The organism is Nitratifractor sp., assembly GCF_015487065.1.
GTDB lineage: Bacteria > Campylobacterota > Campylobacteria > Campylobacterales > Sulfurovaceae > Nitratifractor.
Genome location: NZ_WFQN01000062.1, coordinates 13,694 through 33,061 on the forward strand (window position 1 = coordinate 13,694; position 19,368 = coordinate 33,061).

The window sequence follows — 19,368 nt, forward strand, 5'->3', positions numbered from 1 at the left end:
TTTCTTTTTCTTTGTTTCGCGACAAAGCAAAAGGAAACGAAGCAAAGAAAAAGAAAACGCGAAGGACTGGCGTCTGTTTGATTGTCCCATGTACAGCAGGTGTATATTGAGTGAATTTTCACTGATGTGTTTTCTAATGACCAAGGACTAATGACCGGTCTTCTTCTCTTTCTTCAGCTCCCGTCGTTTCTTGTGCACCTCTTTGAGGTGGGCTTTGTAAGTCTTGAAAAAATCGTGGGTTCCCTTGTCATTGCGGAAGAAGTAGAGGTAATCGGTCTTGGCGGGATGCAGGGCGGCGCGGATGGCGGCGGCGGAGACGTTGCAGACCGGGGCAGCGGGAAGCCCCCGGTGGCGGTAGGTGTTGTAGGTGCTGTTGTCGTCGCGGATGCGCTCGGGGGTGACCCGCACGTGGGAGTAGCGACCGTAGTTGAGGGTGCCGTCCATCTGGAGGCGCATTTTTTTTCTGAGTCGATTGTAGATCACCGAGGCGACAATCGGCATTTCCCGGCGGTTGGCGGCCTCTTTCTGGATGATGGAGGCGACGGTGAGGATCTCCCGCCACTTTTTCGGATTGTAGGGGATACCGGCTTCATCTGCCAATCGACGGTAACGCTGTTCCGTCAGATTTACCAGATAGTTGATGATATGTCTCTCGTCGTACCGTAGAGGGACATTGTAGCTTTCGGCCAGGATTCCCGCTTCGTGATAGGGACTGAGGCTCTCAAAGGCCTGCCGGAGCTTTGTGGCATTGCGATCCAGAGATTTTGCCAGCTGATCGAGGAAGATGAGAGTCGTCTCACCGGGGATTAGTGTGACGGGTTTGAAGCGGCTGTCTGGCGAGCTGATTTTGTCTAAGAATTCCAACCGGTTCATCCGGGTTTTACCCAGATAGATCCACCCCTTTTGCGGTGTGCCGATCGTGTGAAGGAGCCAGGCGTCGATGGGGCCGACATCCACCTTTTTCTGTTGGAGCTTTGCTATAATAGAATCGATAGAAGCGTCGGTCAAATGGAGATTTTTGGGTGGATGGACCGGCAGCGTAAGATAGTAGAGAAACGAGAGGAGCACAAAGAGCACTATGGTCTCCAGACGGTCGATCCAGCGCATTCTACTCCTCCTTCTTTTTCCTCTGCTGCTACTCCTGGCCCTTTGGGCGGCACTGCGGCACGGTATCTCCATCGATCGGCTCGATCTTATGGGATATCAGTCGGAAAAATTATATCTTAAACTGAATCAGAGGCTCCATCTGAAAATTCAACGATTGGTGCTTCCGGTCTCTCGGACCGACCAGACGTCGGGGGATCTGAAAAAAGAGCTCAATCTTCTTCACAATATCCTGCACTATTTTGACGCAATTGAAGCGCGAGAGATTCAGGTGAACGGTCACAGCTATCAGCTCCTCTACCTGGACAGGATCCTCCGTCTCAAAGGAGGAGACTATGAAGTGACCGGCATGCTCTATGACCGGGGTGATTCCATGGAGATCCAGCTTCCTCAGGTGAAGATACTTTCGAAAAAAGTCTCCCTTTCCGGAGAACTTCACTATCGCTATCGGAATGGGGAGCTTCGGGCTTCAGGTTATTATCGGGTCCCGGATCTCAACGGAGCCTTTCGGATTGAGCGCTTGGGGAATCGTTTCAGCTTTTGGATCAACTCGGAAGCGACCTCTTCGCTGCATCGCCTTTTGGGATTGGTCAAACTGAGTCCCGATGCCCGGGAGTGGCTTTTACAGCGCCTTTCGGCGCAGCGTTATCGTTTGGAGTATCTTCAGGGGCAGGGGCGTCTGGATCTGAAAGCGGGGAGGATCGTTCCTGATCTGGCGACACTGCAGGGAGTCGCCCGTCTTCGGAAAGTTCATCTGCGCTTTCACGACCGACTCAAACCCATCGAAGCCCCTTCGGCCAGAGTTCTGCTGCAGCGAGGTAATCTCTACTTTTTCCTCGACAAGCCCCGGTATGGGAAGCATCCGATCTCCGGAAGCCGCGCCGCACTGCTGAATCTTTTTGCTCCCCATCGATTGAAACTGTTGCTACGATTGCGCTATCGGGGCCGTGTCGATTGGCAGATCCTAAAAATCCTCAAGACTTACGGGATCAATGTCCTGATAGGTCAAAAAGAGGGCAAGGCCGATGCCAAAGTCTCTATCGACATTCCCTTGGTGCAGGGCAGGGTACGTCTGCGGGGGATCGCCCGTCTGAGCCCCGGCATATTGGAATACCGAAAAAAGCTCCTGCACATCGGGGGAGGGGAACTGGCTTTTACCAGCCGCCGTCTGCGTCTGCGCTCCTTCAAAATCAGGGAGAGATTTTTCAGGGGATCGATCGACGGAAGTGTCGATCTGAAGCGAAGAAGAGGAAAACTCCGGCTTCTGGTCGAGAGCTTGGGGCAGGGACTCCCTGTGCCGCTGCTACAGATGAAAAAAGTACAGATCCCCGCCGAGATCTCCTGGGATGAGAAAAAACGGAGCTTGAAACTTCCGACCCTCAAGAGTCTTCTTACCGTGGATGCCAAAGGCAATCTCCGTTTTCATATCCGTGATCTCACCCCCTGGCAGCCCTATCTACGCGGGATGTTGCGTCTGGCCTCGGGCGGAGACATCACCATAGAGGGGAGGGCAGGAAAGGGATGGACAATCAGCGGCAGATTGAACTGGGAGGGAAGCCCGTTTTATCTGGGAAGCGGTCCGTTGAGGCGCTTTCCCTTTGTGATGCACATCACCCCTGGCGGTCAGGTGGAGATCTCGGCACTGGACGGCCGGTTGAAATACAGTTCCAAAGAGAAGGTCTTGCAGATCAGGGGACTAAACATCGATGCCCAAAAACTTCAGATCGAGATGAAAAAGATTGAGGGAGGCAAATCCTCCGGCTCTTTGACCGTCCTGGGCAGAAAGAGTCTGATCCGATACGGCCCCTATGTGCTGCTCAGTGACAGCTACCGTCTGCGGAAACGGGGTGAAAACCTCGATTTTGTGGGTCAACTGGGACAGGACCGTCTGAACCTCAGCAAACGGGGAAAAGCGTTGAAAATCTGGGCCGAGGGGATTGGCGATCGCATGCTGCATGCACTGATCCATTTCAACGGAATTCGCAACGGCCGTTACACTCTTCATGTAGAGGGGGATCCGGAAAAAGGCTACTCGGGGGAGATTCTGATCCGTGGCGGAGTCCTGACCGGTTTCAAAGCCTACAACAGTCTGATTGCGATGATCAATACAGTCCCGGCACTCATGAGCTTCTCTTCACCGGGCTTCAGTGACAAAGGATTTGAGCTGAAACAGGGCACGATTCTTTTTACCCTCAAGGGGGACCGCCTGAAACTGGGACGGATCCTGCTGGTGGGCAAATCCTCCACTATCGCCGGGCAGGGGAACGTGAATCTGGCTGACGGTCGTCTCAATGTAGAGCTGGCGATCCGCACAGCCCGAGAAGTGGGGAAAGCAATTTCCTCTATTCCTGTCGTTGGCTATATTCTCTTTGGCAAAGATAAGAGTCTCACAGCCGGTGTCAAAATCACCGGAACCCTCCAGAAGCCCAAGATCCAGACCAACCCGGTGGGAGAGGCGCTGCTCTATCCGCTGGATCTGCTGCGGCGCACGTTGACCGCTCCCGCCCATCTTTCGGAGCCGAAGCCGGACGAGGAGATGTTGACCACACCGCCGCCTGCTCCGGCCGCACCACTGCCCAAACGGCCTTCGGCAATGGAAAACAACAGCAGCACCGGAAACAGCCAGGCTTTCTAAACCGGCAGTCTCTGATCCTGACGATACGGGCTCGAGAAGGGAGGTGTGCTATTCGTTCCTCAAGACATTCAGGGGATCGGTCGATGAGGCTTTGCGGGCGGGATAGAGGGCAGAAAGCAGAACGATGACGGCCGTTCCAATGAGGATCATCGCGAAATCGCTCCAGAGCAGGTCGACCGGCAGACGGCTGGTGCCGTAGACATCGGCGGGGAGGGTGATGATATTGAAATGGGTCAGCACCCAGATCCCTCCGAAGCCCAGGAGGGTTCCGGCAAGGATCCCGGCGCTCCCGACGGCGACCCCCAGACGGAAAAAGATCTGGCGAATTTCCCGGCGGGTAGCTCCAAGGGTCCGCAGCAGAGCGATCTCTCTGCGGCGGCTCATGACGGTCATCAGCAGGGAGCTGATGATATTGAGCGAGGCGACGAGGATGATGAGAAGCAGAACTAGGAAGAGGGCTTTTTTCTCCATCTGCATGGCGGAGAAGAAGTTGCCGTTTTGCTGCCACCACCCCTCGACATCTGCATCGTCGGGCAGGAGGGTTTTGACCGCTTTGATCTTGCCGAAAGGGTCGTCGGTATAGAGGTGGAGCCCGTCGTAGCGGTCCGGCGCTTTTTTGAGAACCTTTTGAAAGGCTTCCAGGGTGGTGTACATGATCGCTTTGTCGTAGGCTTTGAGCCCCGAGTTGAAGGTCCCCCGGAGTCGGAAACGTTTCTGCAGCGGCATCGTCCCCAGGCCTGCCGCCTGGTATTGGGAGAAAAAGAGGGTGATCTTCTCTCCGACTTTCGCATTCAGTTCCAAAGCCAGGTCGTCTCCGGCGATGAGATCATAGCGGGAAGGGGAGAGTGTTCCGTTTTGTTCCAGTGCTTTGGCGAAGATCGGATTGAGCGAAGCCTCTTTGGCGAAATCGACCCCATAGAGAATGCCCCCCTGGATCCCGTCACCGTATCGGGCGATCACCTGCGTGCTGTAGAAGGGGCTGATTTTCATTTCGGGAAATTTTTCGTGAATCTTTTCAAGCGTAGAATGCCGGACTCCTTCGCCGTAACTGACGACGGTGAGAGGATAGTTCATCACAAAGAGTTTCTTTTCGAACTCCTTCTGGGTCCCGTTCATGATCCCCATGGCGATCATCAGGACCATGACTCCCGCGGCGATTCCCAAAAAAGCCAGCAGGGCAGAGATGAAAATAAAAGGGTTTTCGGGGTCGTAGCGCAGGTAGTGGCGGACGATGCGTCGGACAACGCGGGGATCGGAGGGGAGGGCCATCAGGCCAGGAGCCCTTTCTTGGGCCCGCTTTTGCCGCAGCAGTTTTTGTATTTCTTTCCACTGCCGCAGGGGCAGGGGTCATTGCGTTTGGGCTTGTGGGGAGCCACGTAGGGGGTGTTCTGGGCGTCGGTGGTATCCTGGGGAAGCTCCTGGTACTCGTTGCTGATGAGTTCGTCTTCGTCGATGGCCAGCTCCTCGAGCATCTTCTCGGCGGCCTCCAGCTCCTCCTCGGGAGCACTGAAGTCGAACTGGACCAGATAGAGCAGTTTGAGGGATTCGAACTTGATCCGGCGTACCAGTGCTTCGAAGAGGCGGTAGCTCTCCTGCTTGTACTCTACCAGCGGGTCTTTCTGATTGTACCCCCGCAGACCGATTCCGGTCTTGAGGACATCCATCTCGTAGAGATGCTCCCGCCATTCGGTATCGAGAACCTGCAGCAGCAGGATCTTTTCGATCTCCTTTCGCTGCTCTTCGTCGAAGATGCCGAACTTCTCTTCATAGGCATCTTTGAGGATCTTCAGTGTCTCCTCCCGGATTTCGTCGGCTTCTTTTCCCCGGAAGGTCTCGGGGCTGCTCTCCAGGCCGGTATACTCTCTGATCAGGGTCGTGTAGCGATCCAGATCGTAGTCTTCGCTGGGTTGTCCGGAGAAGATCTCCGCCTCCTGGAGCAGGTAGTCCACCAGCTCTTCCCGATTCTGTTCGATCTTGCCTTCGATGTCGTACTCGGGATCGAGGAGCTGGTTGCGGAAGGCGTAGATCGCCTTGCGCTGGTAGTTGGCCACGTCGTCGTACTCCAGGATGTTCTTCCGGGATTCGTAGTGCATCGCCTCGACTTTTTTCTGGGCTTTCTCGATGCTCCGGGTGACCAGTTTGGATTCGATGTACTCTCCCTCTTCCATCCCCATGGAGTTCATGATCTTCTGGATCCGCTCTCCGCCGAAGATCCGCAGGAGGTTGTCTTCCAGACTCAGGTAGAACTGGCTCTCACCCGGATCGCCCTGACGACCGGAGCGCCCTCTGAGCTGGTTGTCGATCCGGCGGCTCTCGTGGCGTTCGGTTCCCAGGATCGCCAGACCGCCCAGCTCCCTCACCTCGTCGACGATCTTGATGTCGACTCCCCGGCCCGCCATGTTGGTGGCGACGGTGACGGCGCCTTTCTGCCCGGCGTCTTTGATGATCTCCGCCTCCTGCTCGTGGTTCTTGGCGTTGAGCACGTTGTGGGGGATCTTCTCCTGTTTGAGTCGCTCGTGGATCATTTCACTCTTCTCGATGGAGGCGGTTCCCACCAGGACCGGCTGCCCTTTGCCATGTAGCTCTTTGATCCGCTTGACAACCGCCTCAACCTTGTCTTTTTCGGTTTTGAAGATCAGGTCAGGCTTGTCGATCCGTCGGACGGGGACGTTGGTAGGGATGGAGATGACGTCCAGGCCATAGATCTGGCTGAACTCCGTCGCTTCGGTCTGGGCGGTACCGGTCATGCCGGCGAGTTTCTCATACATCCGGAAGTAGTTCTGGTAGGTGATCTCCGCCAGGGTCTGGGACTCCTCCTGGATCTTGACTCCCTCTTTGGCTTCCAGGGCCTGATGGAGCCCTTCGCTGTAGCGGCGTCCTTCACTGAGACGGCCGGTGAACTCGTCGACGATGACGATCTCGCCGTCGCGTACCACATAGTCCACATCTTTTTCAAAGAGGTTGTGGGCTTTGAGGGCCTGATCCAGGTGGTGGACCATTGCTGCGTTTTCCAGGCTGAAGAGGTTGTCGACACCGAAGAGCTTCTCGGCCTTCTCCAGCCCCTCCTCGGTCATGACGATGGTGCGGTTCTTCTCGTCCACTACGAAATCCCCGGTCATCTTCTTGGGCTCACCGGCCTTAGCGGGAAGCTCCTCTCCCCGCACTAGCTGCCGGGCTACCTCGTCGGCCTTCATGTAGAGGCTCTGGTCCCGCTGGGTCGGCCCCGAGATAATCAGCGGAGTCCGTGCCTCGTCGATGAGGATGGAGTCCACTTCATCCACGATGGCGTAGTAGTGGTCCCGCTGGACCTTCTCGTCGAGACGGACTTTCATATTGTCCCGCAGGTAGTCGAAACCGAACTCGTTGTTGGTCCCGTACGTGATGTCGGCGTCGTACTGGGCTTTGCGCTCGAAATCATCCTGGATCTCGCTGGTGATACAGCCGGTACGGTAGCCCAGGAATCCGTAGATCCGTCCCATGTCGGCGGCGTCCCGTTTGGCCAGGTAGTCGTTGACGGTGACGACATGGACCCCCCGGCCCAGCATGGCGTTGAGGACTACCGGGAGGGTAGCGACCAGGGTTTTCCCCTCACCGGTTTTCATCTCGGCGATATTTCCCTCGTGGAGGACCATACCGCCTACCAGCTGCACATCGTAGTGGCGTAGCCCCAGGACACGTTTACTCACTTCCCGGGTAATGGCAAAGGAGTCGTAGAGCACATCGTCCAGGGTTTTCTCTCCGGCCTGTACGGCCGCTTTGAGCTCATCGAATGCCGCTTTGAGCTCTTCGTCGCTCATCTTTTCGTATTTTGGTTCCAGTGCGTTGATCTGCCGGGCCCGCTTCATATACTGTTTGACCTTCCGGTCATTGGCGGTTCCGAAGACTTTCATTACTGTATTGATCATCGTATTTCTTTTGCCTTCTGATAATGTCGGGTTATTTTATCGAAAAAGGGTTAATCCATTATGGCTTCACGATCGGGTAATAGAATTCGCTATGATTCCAGAAGAAAAAGGAGTGAAGATCTGATGAGATATTTTTTAATATTAGCCAGCATGTCTGCATTTATACTTGCCCGTGGAATCACCTTGAGTCCCGGGATGGAGGCGCAGTTCGTTCAGAAAATCACCAACCCGAAGAAAAAGGTGATCCGCTACGAGGGGCGGGTGCTGATGGACAATGGATCCCGCTTCAAATGGAGCTATGTCAAACCGACTGAAAAGGAGGTTTGCAGCGACGGGAAGAGGGTGGTCGTCGTCGACCACGATCTGGAACAGGTAAGCTACTACCGGATGGATCGGGGATTCGATCTGGGGGCGGTATTGAAAAAGGCGAAGCACTACAAAGACAATCTATATACCGCCCGTTACCGGGGCCGAACCTACACCATCGCGGTCGATGCCAAAGGACGGGTCGAGCAGATCGCCTATCGGGACGATATGGATAATGTCGTCAATATTCATCTTTATAAGCTCAAAACTTTTTCCCGGCCCCCGGCGGCTTCAGCTTTCCGCTGTCCCTATCCCAAGAGTTACGACATTATCGGAGGCTAGCCGATGGAGAAACTCTTTGCCCAGTTCAATATCGATGCCATGGTCTTCGGGGCGATCGTCGCTTCGGTGTTTCTGGCCTTTGTCCTGGTAGTGGTGATCTTTTCGGTCCGCTACAAAGGGCAGTATGAAAAGATCGAGGACCTCCGGGACCGCCTCAAGGAACGGGAAGAGAAGATCACCATGCTTGAAGAGAGTCTCCGGGAGGTGCAGATCCTCAACGCATCACAGCGGCAGGAGATCCAGCAGTTCCAGGATCTGGAAGAGCGCTACAAGGCGGAGAAAAACAAAGTGGAGGAGCAGCTGGCTCTGGCCAAGGAACGGATCGAAGCCCAGCGGGAGAAGATCGCCGATCTGGAGGGCAAACGCAAAGAGTTGGAAGTGACGCTGGAAAATACCCGGGAGAATCTGGCCAAAGCCAACGAAGAGATCGAGAATGTTCGCAAACGCAACGAATTCTGGGTGGAACAGCTCTCGGAATTGCGGACCAAACATGAAGCGATCAAATCCCGTCTGCGCCGATATGAGAGTTGAGTTGGGAAAGTCGTTAGTCAATAGTCTCTAGTCGATAGTCAAGTGGGGCGTTCAGTGATATAACGCAGGGCGTTGAGATAGCTTTTGGTATTGAGCACTTTCCCTTGGTAGGCGATGTCGAAGGCGGTGCCGTGATCGACGCTGGTGCGCAGGATCGGCAGGTTGAGCGAGACGTTGATGCTTTCGTCGAAATGCAGTGCTTTGAGGGGGATGAGCCCCTGGTCATGGTACATGGCTACATAGTAGCGGAAGCGCTCCCGCATCGCGGGGGTGAAAGCGGTGTCGGGAACGAGAGGACCGATGAAAAATTGAGAATTGAGAATTGAGAATTGAGAATTGAGGGTATGGTTGGCTTGGGTGATGGCCTGCTCAATGATGGTCTCTTCGTCGCCGAGGACGCCGTGATCGCCGGCGTGGGGGTTGAGGCCGAGTACGGCGATCTCCCGGGCACCGGTCTCCTGTTGGAAGTCCAGGAGGAAGCGGGTGAGCCTCTCCTTTTCCAGCGCTTTGGGCACGTCTTTTAGCGGGATGTGTTCCGTATAGAGCCCCACATACATCTGCGGACAGCCCAGCATCATGATCGCTTCCCGGTCGAAAAAATCCCGCAGGGCGTCGGTGTGGCCTTTGTAGGGGATGCCGGCCAATTCCCAGGCCTTTTTGTGGATCGGCAGGGTGCAGACTGCCTCGGCGTCCCCCTGGCTACAGAGTTCCACAGCGGCTTTGAAAGAGGCGAAGCTGTAGGCCCCCGCTGCTGCACTCACTGTGCCGGGCTGAATCGTGAAAGGATCGGCTCCCGGGGATTCGATGATGAAATCGTCGGGGATGGAGAGATCGAGCAGATCGGCTGCCTGCTTCAGCATCTCCCGGTCGATCAGATAGATCGGATCGACGAGAGTTTTGGCCTCTTCGTGGCATCGCAGGGCCAATTCGATACCGATGCCGTTGAGATCGCCGATAGAGATAGCAACTTGTTTCATAAAAATTTCCTTGTTTTATAAAACAGAGTGGATAGTGGATAGTGGGTAGTGGGTAGATTTTGGATTGAGAATTGAGGATTGAGAATTGAGAATTGAGAATTTTTGGAAGCGGGACTTCAGTTCCGTACGATACAGGGCTGAAGTCCTGCCCCTAATGACCAATGACCAATGACCGATGACTGCGCCAAAGGCGCTCTTGCTGCCGACTGCCGACTGCCGACTGCCGCCTCCGTTCAAACGACAAATGACAAACGACAAACGACGAAAAGCGCCGCAAGCACACACCACACCCAATACCCGAATATCTATTTCTCGAAAAGTTTCCATAATGAATTGTAGTCTACTTTTTGGGCATTTTCGCCTTCTGCGGGTAAGTATTGCCGATTGTTTTTGAACCAATAGCTGTCGTTGAGGTCGTAGGTGCAGTGTTCCGGGTCGATATCGTCATAATCGATGAAGCCCGTGGTGCCGTTTTCGTCAGAGATCAAGTATTTGAAAAAGGTGCCTCCTTCGAAATCGTAGGTAGAGTAGAGGGCAATAAAACGAAATTGGGTGTAGGGCGGGTAGTTTTTTAGGTGGTCGACGTATCGGGAGTCACCGCAGGTCTTTTCCAAATAGACGACTCGACTGTCGCGATAGCGGCAACGGATCAGAGGGAAGGGAACTTCGAAGCTTTTCCCGTCACACCGGAAATGATGATAGCGGTAGGTGGTATCGTCTTTCCAGGCGAAATAGAAAATCATGCCGAAGTAAGCGAGGATCGGCACGACGAAAACGAAAAATCCAATCAGTGTAAGGACCCAAATGATTTTCCATATGGTATAGATCGTTTTGTGCTTTTCCCTCTCGGCCATCTCAGAGAAGCGCTTTCATCTCCCGAATGGCCGCTTCGAGTCCGGTGAAGACGGAGCGGGCGATAATGCTCTGACCGATGTTGAGCTCTTCGATCTGGCGGATTTTGGCGATGGGGGCGACGTTTTGGTAGTTGAGGCCGTGGCCGGCGGCGACATGCAGTTGGATGTCATGGGCATGTGCTGCCAGTTCATTGAGGGTGGTCAGCTCTTCGTCGAGCATCTTTTTCAGATCTCGGCGTGGAAGCTTCAGGCTCTCGATGGCGTGATGGGTCCGGGAGAGGTTGGAGTAAAGCATGGCCCAGAGGTTGGCATAGTGTCCGGTATGAAACTCGATCCAGTCGGCTTCCAGTTCCTTGGCGGCGATTACCGTGTCAGGCTGGGGATCGATGAAGAGAGAGACTTCCACCTCCGCTTCGTGCAATCGACGGATCACCTCTTTCAAAGCCGTCGGATCGCCGGTGACGTCGAGCCCCCCTTCGGTGGTGACCTCTTCCCGCTTCTCAGGCACGAGAGTGGCCCGCAGGGGACGATGCTCACAGACGAAGTCGATGATTTCAGGGGCCTGAGCGCACTCCAGGTTGACCGGGAGGGGAGAGTGGCGGATGATGGCGGCGGCGTCTTCGTCGTGGATGTGGCGGCGGTCTTCGCGCAGATGGATGGTGATCTGATCGGCGCCGGCCCGGGTGCAGATCCCCAGGGCCTGCAGAGGATCGGGATCGTTGATGCGGCGGGCCTCCCGCAAGACGGCGATATGATCGATGTTGACTCCCAGTTTCATCCGATGCTCCGTTGTATGAAGATTTTCCCGATTATACCACTGTGACACGCCCTCTAAACCCACTTGTGATAAAATCCCTTTCAAAATTAATCTATTCAAGGATTATTATGGCGAAACGTGAGATCAAAAAAGCGGTTCTGGCTTACTCCGGCGGACTGGATACCAGTATCATTCTCAAATGGCTGCAGGACGAGTACGGTTGTGAAGTGGTGACCTTCACCGCGGACCTGGGGCAGGGTGAAGAGGTGGAGCCTGCTCGCCAGAAGGCGCTGAAACTGGGGATCAAACCCGAAAACATCTATATCCTGGACCTCAGAGAAGAGTTCGTGCGGGATTTTGTCTTCCCCATGTTCCGGGCCAATGCCATCTACGAGGGGGAGTATCTGCTCGGCACCTCCATCGCCCGGCCGCTGATCGCCAAGAAGCAGATCGAGATCGCTCACGAGACCGGGGCCGACGCTGTCGCCCACGGTGCCACGGGCAAGGGGAACGACCAGGTACGCTTCGAGTTGGGCTATCTGAGCCTCGATCCCGAGATCGCCGTCATCGCCCCCTGGAGGGAGTGGGATCTCAACAGCCGGGAGAAGCTGCTGGCCTATGCCGAAGAGCATGGCATCGAGATCGAGAAGAAGGGCAAAAAATCTCCCTACAGCATGGATGCCAACCTGCTGCATATCTCTTACGAAGGCCAGATCCTCGAAGACCCTGCCGCCGAGCCCGAGGAGGATATGTGGCTTTGGACCAACTCTCCCGAAGAAGCCCCCGATGAGCCCGAGTACATTACCATCGGCTACAAAAAGGGTGATCCCGTCTCTATCAACGGCGTGGAGATGTCCCCGGCGACGCTGCTCAAGACCCTCAACGACTACGGCAACAAGCACGGCATTGGCCGGATCGACATCGTGGAGAACCGCTATGTGGGCATGAAGGCCCGTGGCTGCTACGAAACCCCGGGCGGCACCATCATGCTCAAAGCCCACCGCGCCATCGAGTCCATCACTCTGGACCGGGAAGAGGCCCATATGAAAGACGAGTTGATGCCTCGCTACGCCAGCCTGATCTACAACGGCTACTGGTGGTCCCCCGAGCGCCAGATGCTCCAGGCCGCTATCGACCGGACTCAGCGATTCGTCGAGGGTGAAGTGCGTCTCAAACTCTACAAGGGCAACGTCATCGTCGTCGGCCGTCAGTCTCCCAAATCACTCTATTCTCCCGCCCACAGCACCTTCGAAGAGGATGAGGTCTACAACCAGAAAGACGCCGAAGGCTTCATCCGTCTCAACGCCCTTCGCTTCATCATCGAAGGGGAGCGTCAGCCCGAACGTCACGAGGATATCCTCTCCGACGAAGAAAAGTAAAACTTCCCCGGCGGGTAATTCCAACCCGCTACCATCTCCTTATGAAATCTATTTCTCTCTTTTCTCTTTTCGCTATCCTGGCACTTACACTGATGCTTGGCGCTTGCGGGGTAGATCCGCAGCCCGGGAACGAGCGGCACTTTGTCGGTCTGGCTTCCCATTACGGGCCGGAGTGGGACGGCCGGCGTACCGCCAGCGGAGAGATCTTTTACAACCGCAAGCTCACCGCCGCCCACAAAAGCCTCCCTTTCGGGACCCGGGTGCGCGTCACGCTACTTTCCAGTGGCAAAAGCGTCGTCGTGAGGATCAACGACCGGGGCCCTTTCGTCAGAGGGCGGGTGATCGACCTGAGTGATGAAGCGGCGAGGCGGATCGGCTTGGATCGCTATGGAGTGGCCAGGGTGAGGGTGGATGTTTTGCAATAATCAGCAGAAGGGTCAAATTTCAAGTTTGATTTCGCCGGAAGCGTATTTGCGTAGCAACGCCTGAATGATGTTTTGATACGGAATACTTACGGCGCGTGCTCTCAAACGAATGCGATTGAGATCACGTTCACTCAGATTAATGGAGATCTGTCGTTTTTTGTCGAGCTCTTCCAGCGTTTCGGCCGCCGCCCTTTTCAAGGACTTTTTCCTTTTGGAGTCTATCGGTGACGGAGTGTAGTTTTCATCCTCGGTCATTTCAAGGAGTTCCGTTTCGTAGTCCAAATCTTTTTTCTCGATGTTTTTCATCTTTTATCTCCTAAAAAGAGTTTTGTCATTTTCCGACTCGGGATCATTGTCTTCAGAAAAATTTTCCCGGAATCTTCCACATAAGGCAGAAGGTAGCAGTAGTCGTGTAATTCGATAACCATAATCCTTTGACCGGGATATTTTTCCTGATTGGGATGAGCTTCGTCCGAAAAGATTTTTCCTGCGGCAATGGCTTCTACTGCCTCTTCAAAGGAAACTCCGCGTTCTTCGATCAGCCAGAGGTTCTTTTCACTGTTCCAGTCAAATTTCACTACCTAAGCCTTTTATTATATATCCATAATATATATACCACATATATAAAACATTGTCAATATGGCTTATGAAGATGCTAAAAAGAGTTTCTTTTTTCCGGAATCAGGAAATGATTTTTTTGGCGATCAGCGCCGCTTTGCGCATCCGGTACATTTCGTATCCCTCGTTCCAGAACTCTTCATAGTGTAGCGTTTCGAATCCCTCTCCCGGCAGTCGGGGGAGTTCCTCCGCCTGGAGGAGATAATCGGGATTGGAGTCTTTTTTCTCGTTTTCGGGGTGTTGCATATAGGTTTCGACGATCAGCACACCTCCTGTCTTGAGAGCCGACGCGACACGGCGGATCAACTCCCGGTCCAGGTAGTTGGCGATGAGGATCAGGTCGTAACGCTCTTTGGGGGCTTCGTAACGGTCCAGATCGATCAGCCCCGTGCGGATCAATTCCCGGACACCGGCCGCTTCCGCCGCTTCGGTAAGGATCTGCAGTGCGACGGGAGAAAGGTCGAGGGCATCGACTTTCCATCCCTTTTGGGCCAGGGCGACGGCGTTGCGTCCCGTACCGCAGGCCAGGTCGAGGGCCAGGCCCGGTGCAGGAAGCCGGGGATCCTCCAGCCACTGCAGGGGCGGACGTGCTTCTCTCAGCCTGGGATTTTCCAGATATTTTCGGTCCCATTTCTCCTGATCTTTCTGTGACATGGTCCACTCCGTTTTTTTCTCCGGAGCATAACATATTGACTCGGAATGTATAAATTATTGTGGAAGTATAGTTTCAACCTTGCCCATTGCGGGAATGAATTCCCGCCTCCAATAAGCTGCGTCGCAACGTTGTTACTCGTTACTGGTTTCTCGTTACTAGTTTCTCGTTTTTCCTTTCCGGGTATAATATCCCAAAAAACGGAGCAGAGAATGCAGGATCACTACTACTTCGTCTCCTGGAACGTCAACGGTATCCGTGCCGTCGCCAAAAAAGGTGCCCTCAAGTGGATCGACAAAGAGCCGCCTCATATCCTGGGGCTTCAGGAGGTCAAGGCCGAGGAGGATCAGTTCCCCAAAGATCTTTTCGAACATCAATACGCCCATCTCTATGTGAGCAGCTCCCACAAAAAGGGGCAGTCGGGGGTGGCGCTCTTTACCGATCTGGAGCCCGAGAGCTACTCCCCCTGCTACGAGGTGGATATCCTGCACGAAGGACGGATCAACGAGATCCAGTTCGACAACATCGCCTTTTTCAACGTCTATTTCCCCAACGGCAAGCGCAGCGAAGAGCGGCTGGCTTACAAGCTGGAGTTCTACGACCGCTTCTTCGAGACTATCGAGGCACGGCGCAAGGCGGGGATGTCGGTGATCTTCTGCGGAGATGTCAACACCGCTCACCGCCCCATCGACCTGGCCCGCCCCAAGGAGAACGAGGAGATCTCCGGATTTCTGCCGGTGGAGCGGGCCTGGATCGACAAGGTGATCGCTGCCGGCTACATCGATACTTTTCGCCATGTCCACGGGGACGAACCGGAACGCTACAGCTGGTGGTCCATGCGCACCCGGGCCCGTGAGAGAAACGTGGGCTGGAGGATCGACTACTTCTTCGTCTCGGAGGATCTCAAGGATCGGATTCTCGATGCGGATATCCTGGCGGATATTACCGGCAGTGATCACGCACCGATAAGCCTCAGACTGGCGAAAAAGTAGTACCCGTAATAAAAAATATGATACCCTCTCTCTAGAAAAACCTCACGAGGTTTGGTTGAGATATTAAAAAATATAAAGGGGCCAAATGAGCCAGGAGAAGCTTCAAAAAATCGAAACCGCCGGCTTCATTCTCAAACCCGATTCACCCGAGATCAAACCGATCTTCGAGGAGGTGCGCCATCGTTTCGAAAGCCGGGGAATCCGAGTGTTGCTGGCGGAGCGATCCGCCGCCATGATCGCAGAGGAGGGGATTCCTTTCGAGACCATGTGTGCCCAGAGCGATTTTCTGGTCTCCCTGGGCGGAGACGGGACGCTGCTCTCCCTGGTGCGGCGCAGCTATGCCTGGCACAAACCGGTGGTGGGGATCAATGCCGGAAATCTGGGGTTTCTGGCCGACGTGACCATCGAGGAGGTGGAGAGCTTTCTGGAACAGCTCTTTGACGGGCGCTACCGGATCGACCGGCGGCTGATGATTGCCGGGCACATTCAGAAATCCTCCGGAGCGAAGATCGAGTTTTTTGCCCTCAACGATGTGGTCATCAGCAGCCCCATTCCTTCGAAAATGGTTATCGTCAACGCCTCCATCGAAGGAGAGCGCTTCAATACCTACCGGGGCGACGGGCTCATCATCTCCACCCCCACCGGCTCCACGGCCTACAATCTGGCCGCAGGCGGACCGGTGGTCTATCCCCTGACCCGGGCGTTTATCCTCACCCCGGTCCTGGCCCACTCTCTGACCAACCAGCGCCCTCTCGTGGTCCCCGCCGACTTCGCCATCGAACTTGATACTGAAAAATATGAAGCCATCGCCACCATCGATGGGCAGGAGCGTTACGAGATCGAAGAGGGGGATCAGGTTTTCATCAGCGTAGCCAAAGAGGACGCAAGACTTTTGCACCGCCAGGAGCGCAACTACTTCGCCGTGCTGCGGGACAAACTCCACTGGGGAGACAGGGATTGGTGAATGGGGAGTGAGGAGTGAAGAGTGAGGAGTGAAGAGCTTTGGATTGCGTTGCCAGGCAACGCTTTTTATCTAATTGAGTGCTCTGAAAAACAACCGGTTTCACTCGATAGCTCTGGCAGTCGCGAACGCAAGCGCCCGTTTCACGGGTTGAGCGCTCCTTTGTCGCCATCGAGTGAAACCTCTCTTGAACGATTTTCAGAGGGTTCAATTACAAAGAGGGACGAAGCTCCGTTCATCAAACGTCCAACGACGGCAAACTTCCCAATAACCAATAACCAATACACCAATAACAAGAGAAAAGCATGATCCAGCGTCTCTATCTCAAAGATCTTTTGAGTTTCGAAGAGGTGAATCTCGAGTTTGCGCAGGGATTGGTGGTCTTTACCGGGCCCAGCGGAGCGGGAAAATCGCTGCTGATGCAGGCACTTCTGGCCAATCTGGGGATCGGTAGCAGCGAAGCGAAGCTCTGCGAGACGGAGCTGGCGAAGCCCGCATCGATGGAGAGTGAGGATCTGTTGCTGGAGGATCCGCTGGTGGTACGGGTCCTTCGCAAGGATCGCACCCGTTTCTATCTCAATGACCAGCAGATCTCCAAGCGCCGTCTGGGGGAACTTTTCGCTCCCTATCTCTCCTATCTGAGCGTTCGGGATCGTGGGGGATTCGAGAGTGAGCGACTTCTGGCGATCTTGGATGCGGCGGCTGCCGAGCGGGATTCCGAAGCGGAGAAGCTGAGAGAAGAGTATCGCCGCCGTTATCGGATCTATCGGGAGCGCCGGGAGGAGCTGGAGCGGCTGCGGGAGGATGAGAAACGATTGGCGGAGCTGATCGAGTTCGCCCGTTTCGAGATCGACAAGATCGCCTCCATCGATCCCCGGGAAGGGGAGTATGAGGAGCTGCTGCAGATCAAACAGCGTCTCTCCCGACTGGATCGGATCCGGGAGGCGATGGAGCGGGCTTCGGCGATCTTCGAGTTGGAGGAGAGTGTCCAGGAAGTCTTTCGCCTCATGGAAAAGGAGGGGGAGTACTTCAGTGAAGCGATGAACCGCCTGCGGGCCGACTTCGAGGACACGGAGACTCTGGCGGAGGAGCTGGCGGAAGTGGATGTAGAGGAAGTGCTGGACCGTCTGGAACAGCTCTCCAACCTGATCCGCCGTTACGGCTCCATCGCCGAAGCCCTGGAGTATCGCCGGGCCAAGGAGGAGGAACTGGCGGGCTACGAGCATATCGAAGAGGATCGCAGTGAACTGGAGCGTTTCGTCCGGGAGGAGGAGACGGCGTTGCAGGAACTGGCGGGAAAAATTTCGGAGCACCGTCATGCCGCTGCCAAAACCCTGGAAGAGAAGCTGACCGGGATCCTCGATCGGCTCAAACTCCCGGCGGTGCTTTTCGAGCTGGAACCGGCGGAACTCTCGGAGTGGGGCGCCGACCGGGCCGACCTCTCTTTGCAGGGCTCGACCACGGCGACGCTGAGCGGCGGGGAGTTCAACCGTCTGCGTCTGGCGCTCATGAGTGTGGCGCTACCGGAGGATGGGGAGGAACGCGGCGTGGTCTTTCTGGACGAGATCGACGCCAATGTCAGCGGCGACGAGTCCATCGCCATTGCCGAGATGATCGGAGAACTGGCCAAAAAGCGCCAGGTTTTTGCCATCAGCCACCAGCCCCATCTTAGCGCCCGGGCCGATCAGCATATCCTCGTGCGCAAAGAGGGAGATCGGAGCCTCGCCCTCTCGCTGGAAGAGCCGGAGCGCTTGCAGGAGCTCTCCCGGATCGTCGCGGGCGAGGGAGCGGACGAAGAGGTCCTGGCCTTTGTACGCAAACTCCGACCCGCTGACCAGGGCCCCCAAAAGAGAAAGGAGCATCGATGATCGATCTGGAGATCCCCGGCTACGGGCGGCTCTATCTGGAGCACCTGCTGCTGGACTACAACGGCACCCTGGCTTTGGACGGCCGCCTGCTGCCCGAAGCAAAGGAGCGGCTGGGAGCTCTCGCCGAGCTCCTGGAGATTCGGGTGGTGACTGCCGATACCTTCGGGACGGTAGCCGGAGAGCTGGAGGGAACCGGTGTGGAGACCGTCATCCTGACAAGCAGTAATCATACGGCGGAAAAGCAGAAGATTCTTGAAGAATTGGGAGCTGAGAAGACCGCGGCCGTGGGTAACGGCAACAACGACAGGGCGATGCTGGAGCGGGCGGCTCTGGGAATCGCGGTCCTGGGCGGGGAGGGGTGTGCGACGGCGACGCTCCAGGCGGCACAGCTCGTCGTCCCCTCCATCGCTGCTGCCCTGGATCTGCTGCTCAAACCGGGGCGGCTCACCGCCACACTGCGCCGTTAGGTCGGTATGATAAAATATCGGAATTTATTTCAATCATAGGAGTCAATCAATGCTGATGCAGGGAAAAAGAGGGGTCGTCCTCGGGATCGCCAACAAAAAGTCCATCGCCTACGGGATCGCCAAAGCGTGCCGGGACCAGGGGGCGGAGCTGGCCATCACCTATCTCAACGAACGCTTCGAGAAAAAGCTCGCTCCCATCGCCGAAGAGCTGGGATGCGCCGAGCGTCTCTACCCCTGTGACGTGAGCAAGCCCGAGGAGATCCGGGCGCTGCGGGAATCCCTGGAGAAGGACTTCGGCCAGATCGATTTCATTGTCCACTCCATCGCCTTCGCCCCCAAAGAGGGGCTCAGCGGCCACTTCAGCGACATCTCCAAAGAGGCCTTCAACGTGGCCATGGATATCTCTGTCTACTCTCTGATCGAGGTCACCCGCGAGCTCAAGCCGATCCTCAGCGACAACAGTTCCATCGTGACCCTGAGCTACTACGGCGGTGTCAAATATATCCCCAACTACAACCTCATGGGCGTCGCCAAAGCGGCCCTGGAGATGAGCGTCAAGTATCTGGCGGAGGAGATGGGGCGTACCGGTACCCGG

At 55.5% G+C, this 19,368-nt stretch carries 19 protein-coding genes; 10 read left to right on the forward strand and 9 right to left on the reverse strand.

The genetic code is table 11. The features are described 5' to 3' along the window. Positions 1–147: 147 nt before the first annotated feature. Positions 148–1,107 carry an endolytic transglycosylase MltG gene (gene mltG / locus F8I07_RS03335; RefSeq protein ID WP_292655715.1) on the reverse strand — a complete coding sequence of 320 codons (960 nt, stop codon included), beginning with the start codon at positions 1,105–1,107 and terminating at the stop codon, positions 148–150. On the opposite strand from mltG, the gene F8I07_RS03340 reads away from it, so the two are divergent. Beyond that, positions 1,079–3,739: an AsmA-like C-terminal domain-containing protein gene (locus F8I07_RS03340; protein ID WP_292655718.1), complete on the forward strand. Its 2,661-nt coding sequence runs from the start codon at positions 1,079–1,081 to the stop codon at positions 3,737–3,739. The genes mltG and F8I07_RS03340 overlap by 29 nt on opposite strands. A gap of 48 nt (positions 3,740–3,787) precedes the next feature. On the opposite strand, the gene F8I07_RS03345 is transcribed toward F8I07_RS03340, so the two are convergent. After that, positions 3,788–5,008 (reverse strand): ABC transporter permease, encoded by a 1,221-nt coding sequence (locus F8I07_RS03345; RefSeq protein ID WP_292655720.1) that lies wholly within the window; start codon positions 5,006–5,008, stop codon positions 3,788–3,790. Continuing rightward, complete coding sequence (gene secA / locus F8I07_RS03350) at positions 5,008–7,644, reverse strand: preprotein translocase subunit SecA (RefSeq protein ID WP_292655722.1); 2,637 nt, start codon at positions 7,642–7,644, stop codon at positions 5,008–5,010. The genes F8I07_RS03345 and secA overlap by 1 nt, the downstream gene beginning before the upstream one ends. 123 nt (positions 7,645–7,767) lie before the next feature. Between secA and lolA the strand changes: the two genes are divergently transcribed. Together lolA and F8I07_RS03360 are read left to right on the forward strand one after the other, a co-directional pair. Beyond that, positions 7,768–8,292: a LolA-like outer membrane lipoprotein chaperone gene (lolA, locus tag F8I07_RS03355; RefSeq protein ID WP_292655724.1), complete on the forward strand. Its 525-nt coding sequence runs from the start codon at positions 7,768–7,770 to the stop codon at positions 8,290–8,292. Positions 8,293–8,295: 3 nt separating this feature from the next. Further along, positions 8,296–8,823, forward strand: a complete 528-nt coding sequence (locus F8I07_RS03360) for a hypothetical protein (protein WP_292655725.1) — start codon at positions 8,296–8,298, stop codon at positions 8,821–8,823. A 38-nt stretch (positions 8,824–8,861) separates the two neighbouring features. On the opposite strand, the gene pdxA is transcribed toward F8I07_RS03360, so the two are convergent. The 3 genes from pdxA to F8I07_RS03375 all read right to left on the reverse strand — a co-directional run bounded on the left by pdxA (position 8,862) and on the right by F8I07_RS03375 (position 11,432). Then, a complete protein-coding gene (pdxA, locus tag F8I07_RS03365) occupies positions 8,862–9,800 on the reverse strand; it encodes a 4-hydroxythreonine-4-phosphate dehydrogenase (protein ID WP_292655728.1) in 939 nt (312 codons plus the stop codon). Between the two features lie 305 nt (positions 9,801–10,105). Beyond that, the gene (locus F8I07_RS03370; RefSeq protein ID WP_292655730.1) at positions 10,106–10,654 is read right to left on the reverse strand and encodes a hypothetical protein; all 549 of its coding nucleotides are present in this window, start codon (positions 10,652–10,654) and stop codon (positions 10,106–10,108) included. 1 nt (position 10,655) lies between these two features. Next, complete coding sequence (locus F8I07_RS03375) at positions 10,656–11,432, reverse strand: pyridoxine 5'-phosphate synthase (RefSeq protein WP_292655733.1); 777 nt, start codon at positions 11,430–11,432, stop codon at positions 10,656–10,658. A 107-nt stretch (positions 11,433–11,539) separates the two neighbouring features. Here F8I07_RS03375 and F8I07_RS03380 point away from each other — a divergent pair, with 107 nt between their 5' ends. Both F8I07_RS03380 and F8I07_RS03385 read left to right on the forward strand, forming a co-directional pair. Continuing rightward, positions 11,540–12,790 (forward strand): argininosuccinate synthase, encoded by a 1,251-nt coding sequence (locus tag F8I07_RS03380; protein ID WP_292655736.1) that lies wholly within the window; start codon positions 11,540–11,542, stop codon positions 12,788–12,790. A gap of 92 nt (positions 12,791–12,882) precedes the next feature. Next, positions 12,883–13,215, forward strand: a complete 333-nt coding sequence (locus F8I07_RS03385) for a septal ring lytic transglycosylase RlpA family protein (protein ID WP_292655739.1) — start codon at positions 12,883–12,885, stop codon at positions 13,213–13,215. Positions 13,216–13,227: 12 nt separating this feature from the next. Here the strand turns inward: F8I07_RS03385 and F8I07_RS03390 are convergent, their stop codons facing one another. From F8I07_RS03390 to F8I07_RS03400, 3 genes are all read right to left on the reverse strand, one after another. Then, the gene (locus F8I07_RS03390; RefSeq protein ID WP_292655741.1) at positions 13,228–13,521 is read right to left on the reverse strand and encodes a hypothetical protein; all 294 of its coding nucleotides are present in this window, start codon (positions 13,519–13,521) and stop codon (positions 13,228–13,230) included. Continuing rightward, positions 13,518–13,793, reverse strand: coding sequence for a BrnT family toxin (locus F8I07_RS03395; protein WP_292655743.1), 276 nt, complete (start codon positions 13,791–13,793; stop codon positions 13,518–13,520). The genes F8I07_RS03390 and F8I07_RS03395 overlap by 4 nt, the downstream gene beginning before the upstream one ends. Positions 13,794–13,896: 103 nt before the next feature. Continuing rightward, a complete protein-coding gene (locus F8I07_RS03400; protein WP_292655745.1) occupies positions 13,897–14,487 on the reverse strand; it encodes a bifunctional 2-polyprenyl-6-hydroxyphenol methylase/3-demethylubiquinol 3-O-methyltransferase UbiG in 591 nt (196 codons plus the stop codon). 210 nt (positions 14,488–14,697) lie between these two features. Between F8I07_RS03400 and F8I07_RS03405 the strand changes: the two genes are divergently transcribed. From F8I07_RS03405 to F8I07_RS03425, 5 genes are all read left to right on the forward strand, one after another. After that, the gene (locus F8I07_RS03405) at positions 14,698–15,477 is read left to right on the forward strand and encodes an exodeoxyribonuclease III (RefSeq protein ID WP_292655747.1); all 780 of its coding nucleotides are present in this window, start codon (positions 14,698–14,700) and stop codon (positions 15,475–15,477) included. 85 nt (positions 15,478–15,562) lie between these two features. Next, positions 15,563–16,441 carry an NAD(+)/NADH kinase gene (locus F8I07_RS03410; protein ID WP_292655749.1) on the forward strand — a complete coding sequence of 293 codons (879 nt, stop codon included), beginning with the start codon at positions 15,563–15,565 and terminating at the stop codon, positions 16,439–16,441. 302 nt (positions 16,442–16,743) lie between these two features. Beyond that, entirely contained in the window at positions 16,744–18,306 is a 1,563-nt protein-coding gene (locus F8I07_RS03415; protein ID WP_292655751.1) for an AAA family ATPase, read from the forward strand. Next, positions 18,303–18,773 (forward strand): HAD family hydrolase, encoded by a 471-nt coding sequence (locus tag F8I07_RS03420; protein WP_292655752.1) that lies wholly within the window; start codon positions 18,303–18,305, stop codon positions 18,771–18,773. The genes F8I07_RS03415 and F8I07_RS03420 overlap by 4 nt, the downstream gene beginning before the upstream one ends. Before the next feature lie 49 nt (positions 18,774–18,822). Continuing rightward, positions 18,823–19,368 (forward strand): SDR family oxidoreductase (locus tag F8I07_RS03425; protein WP_292655754.1); only part of this gene is annotated, 546 nt, incomplete at its 3' end.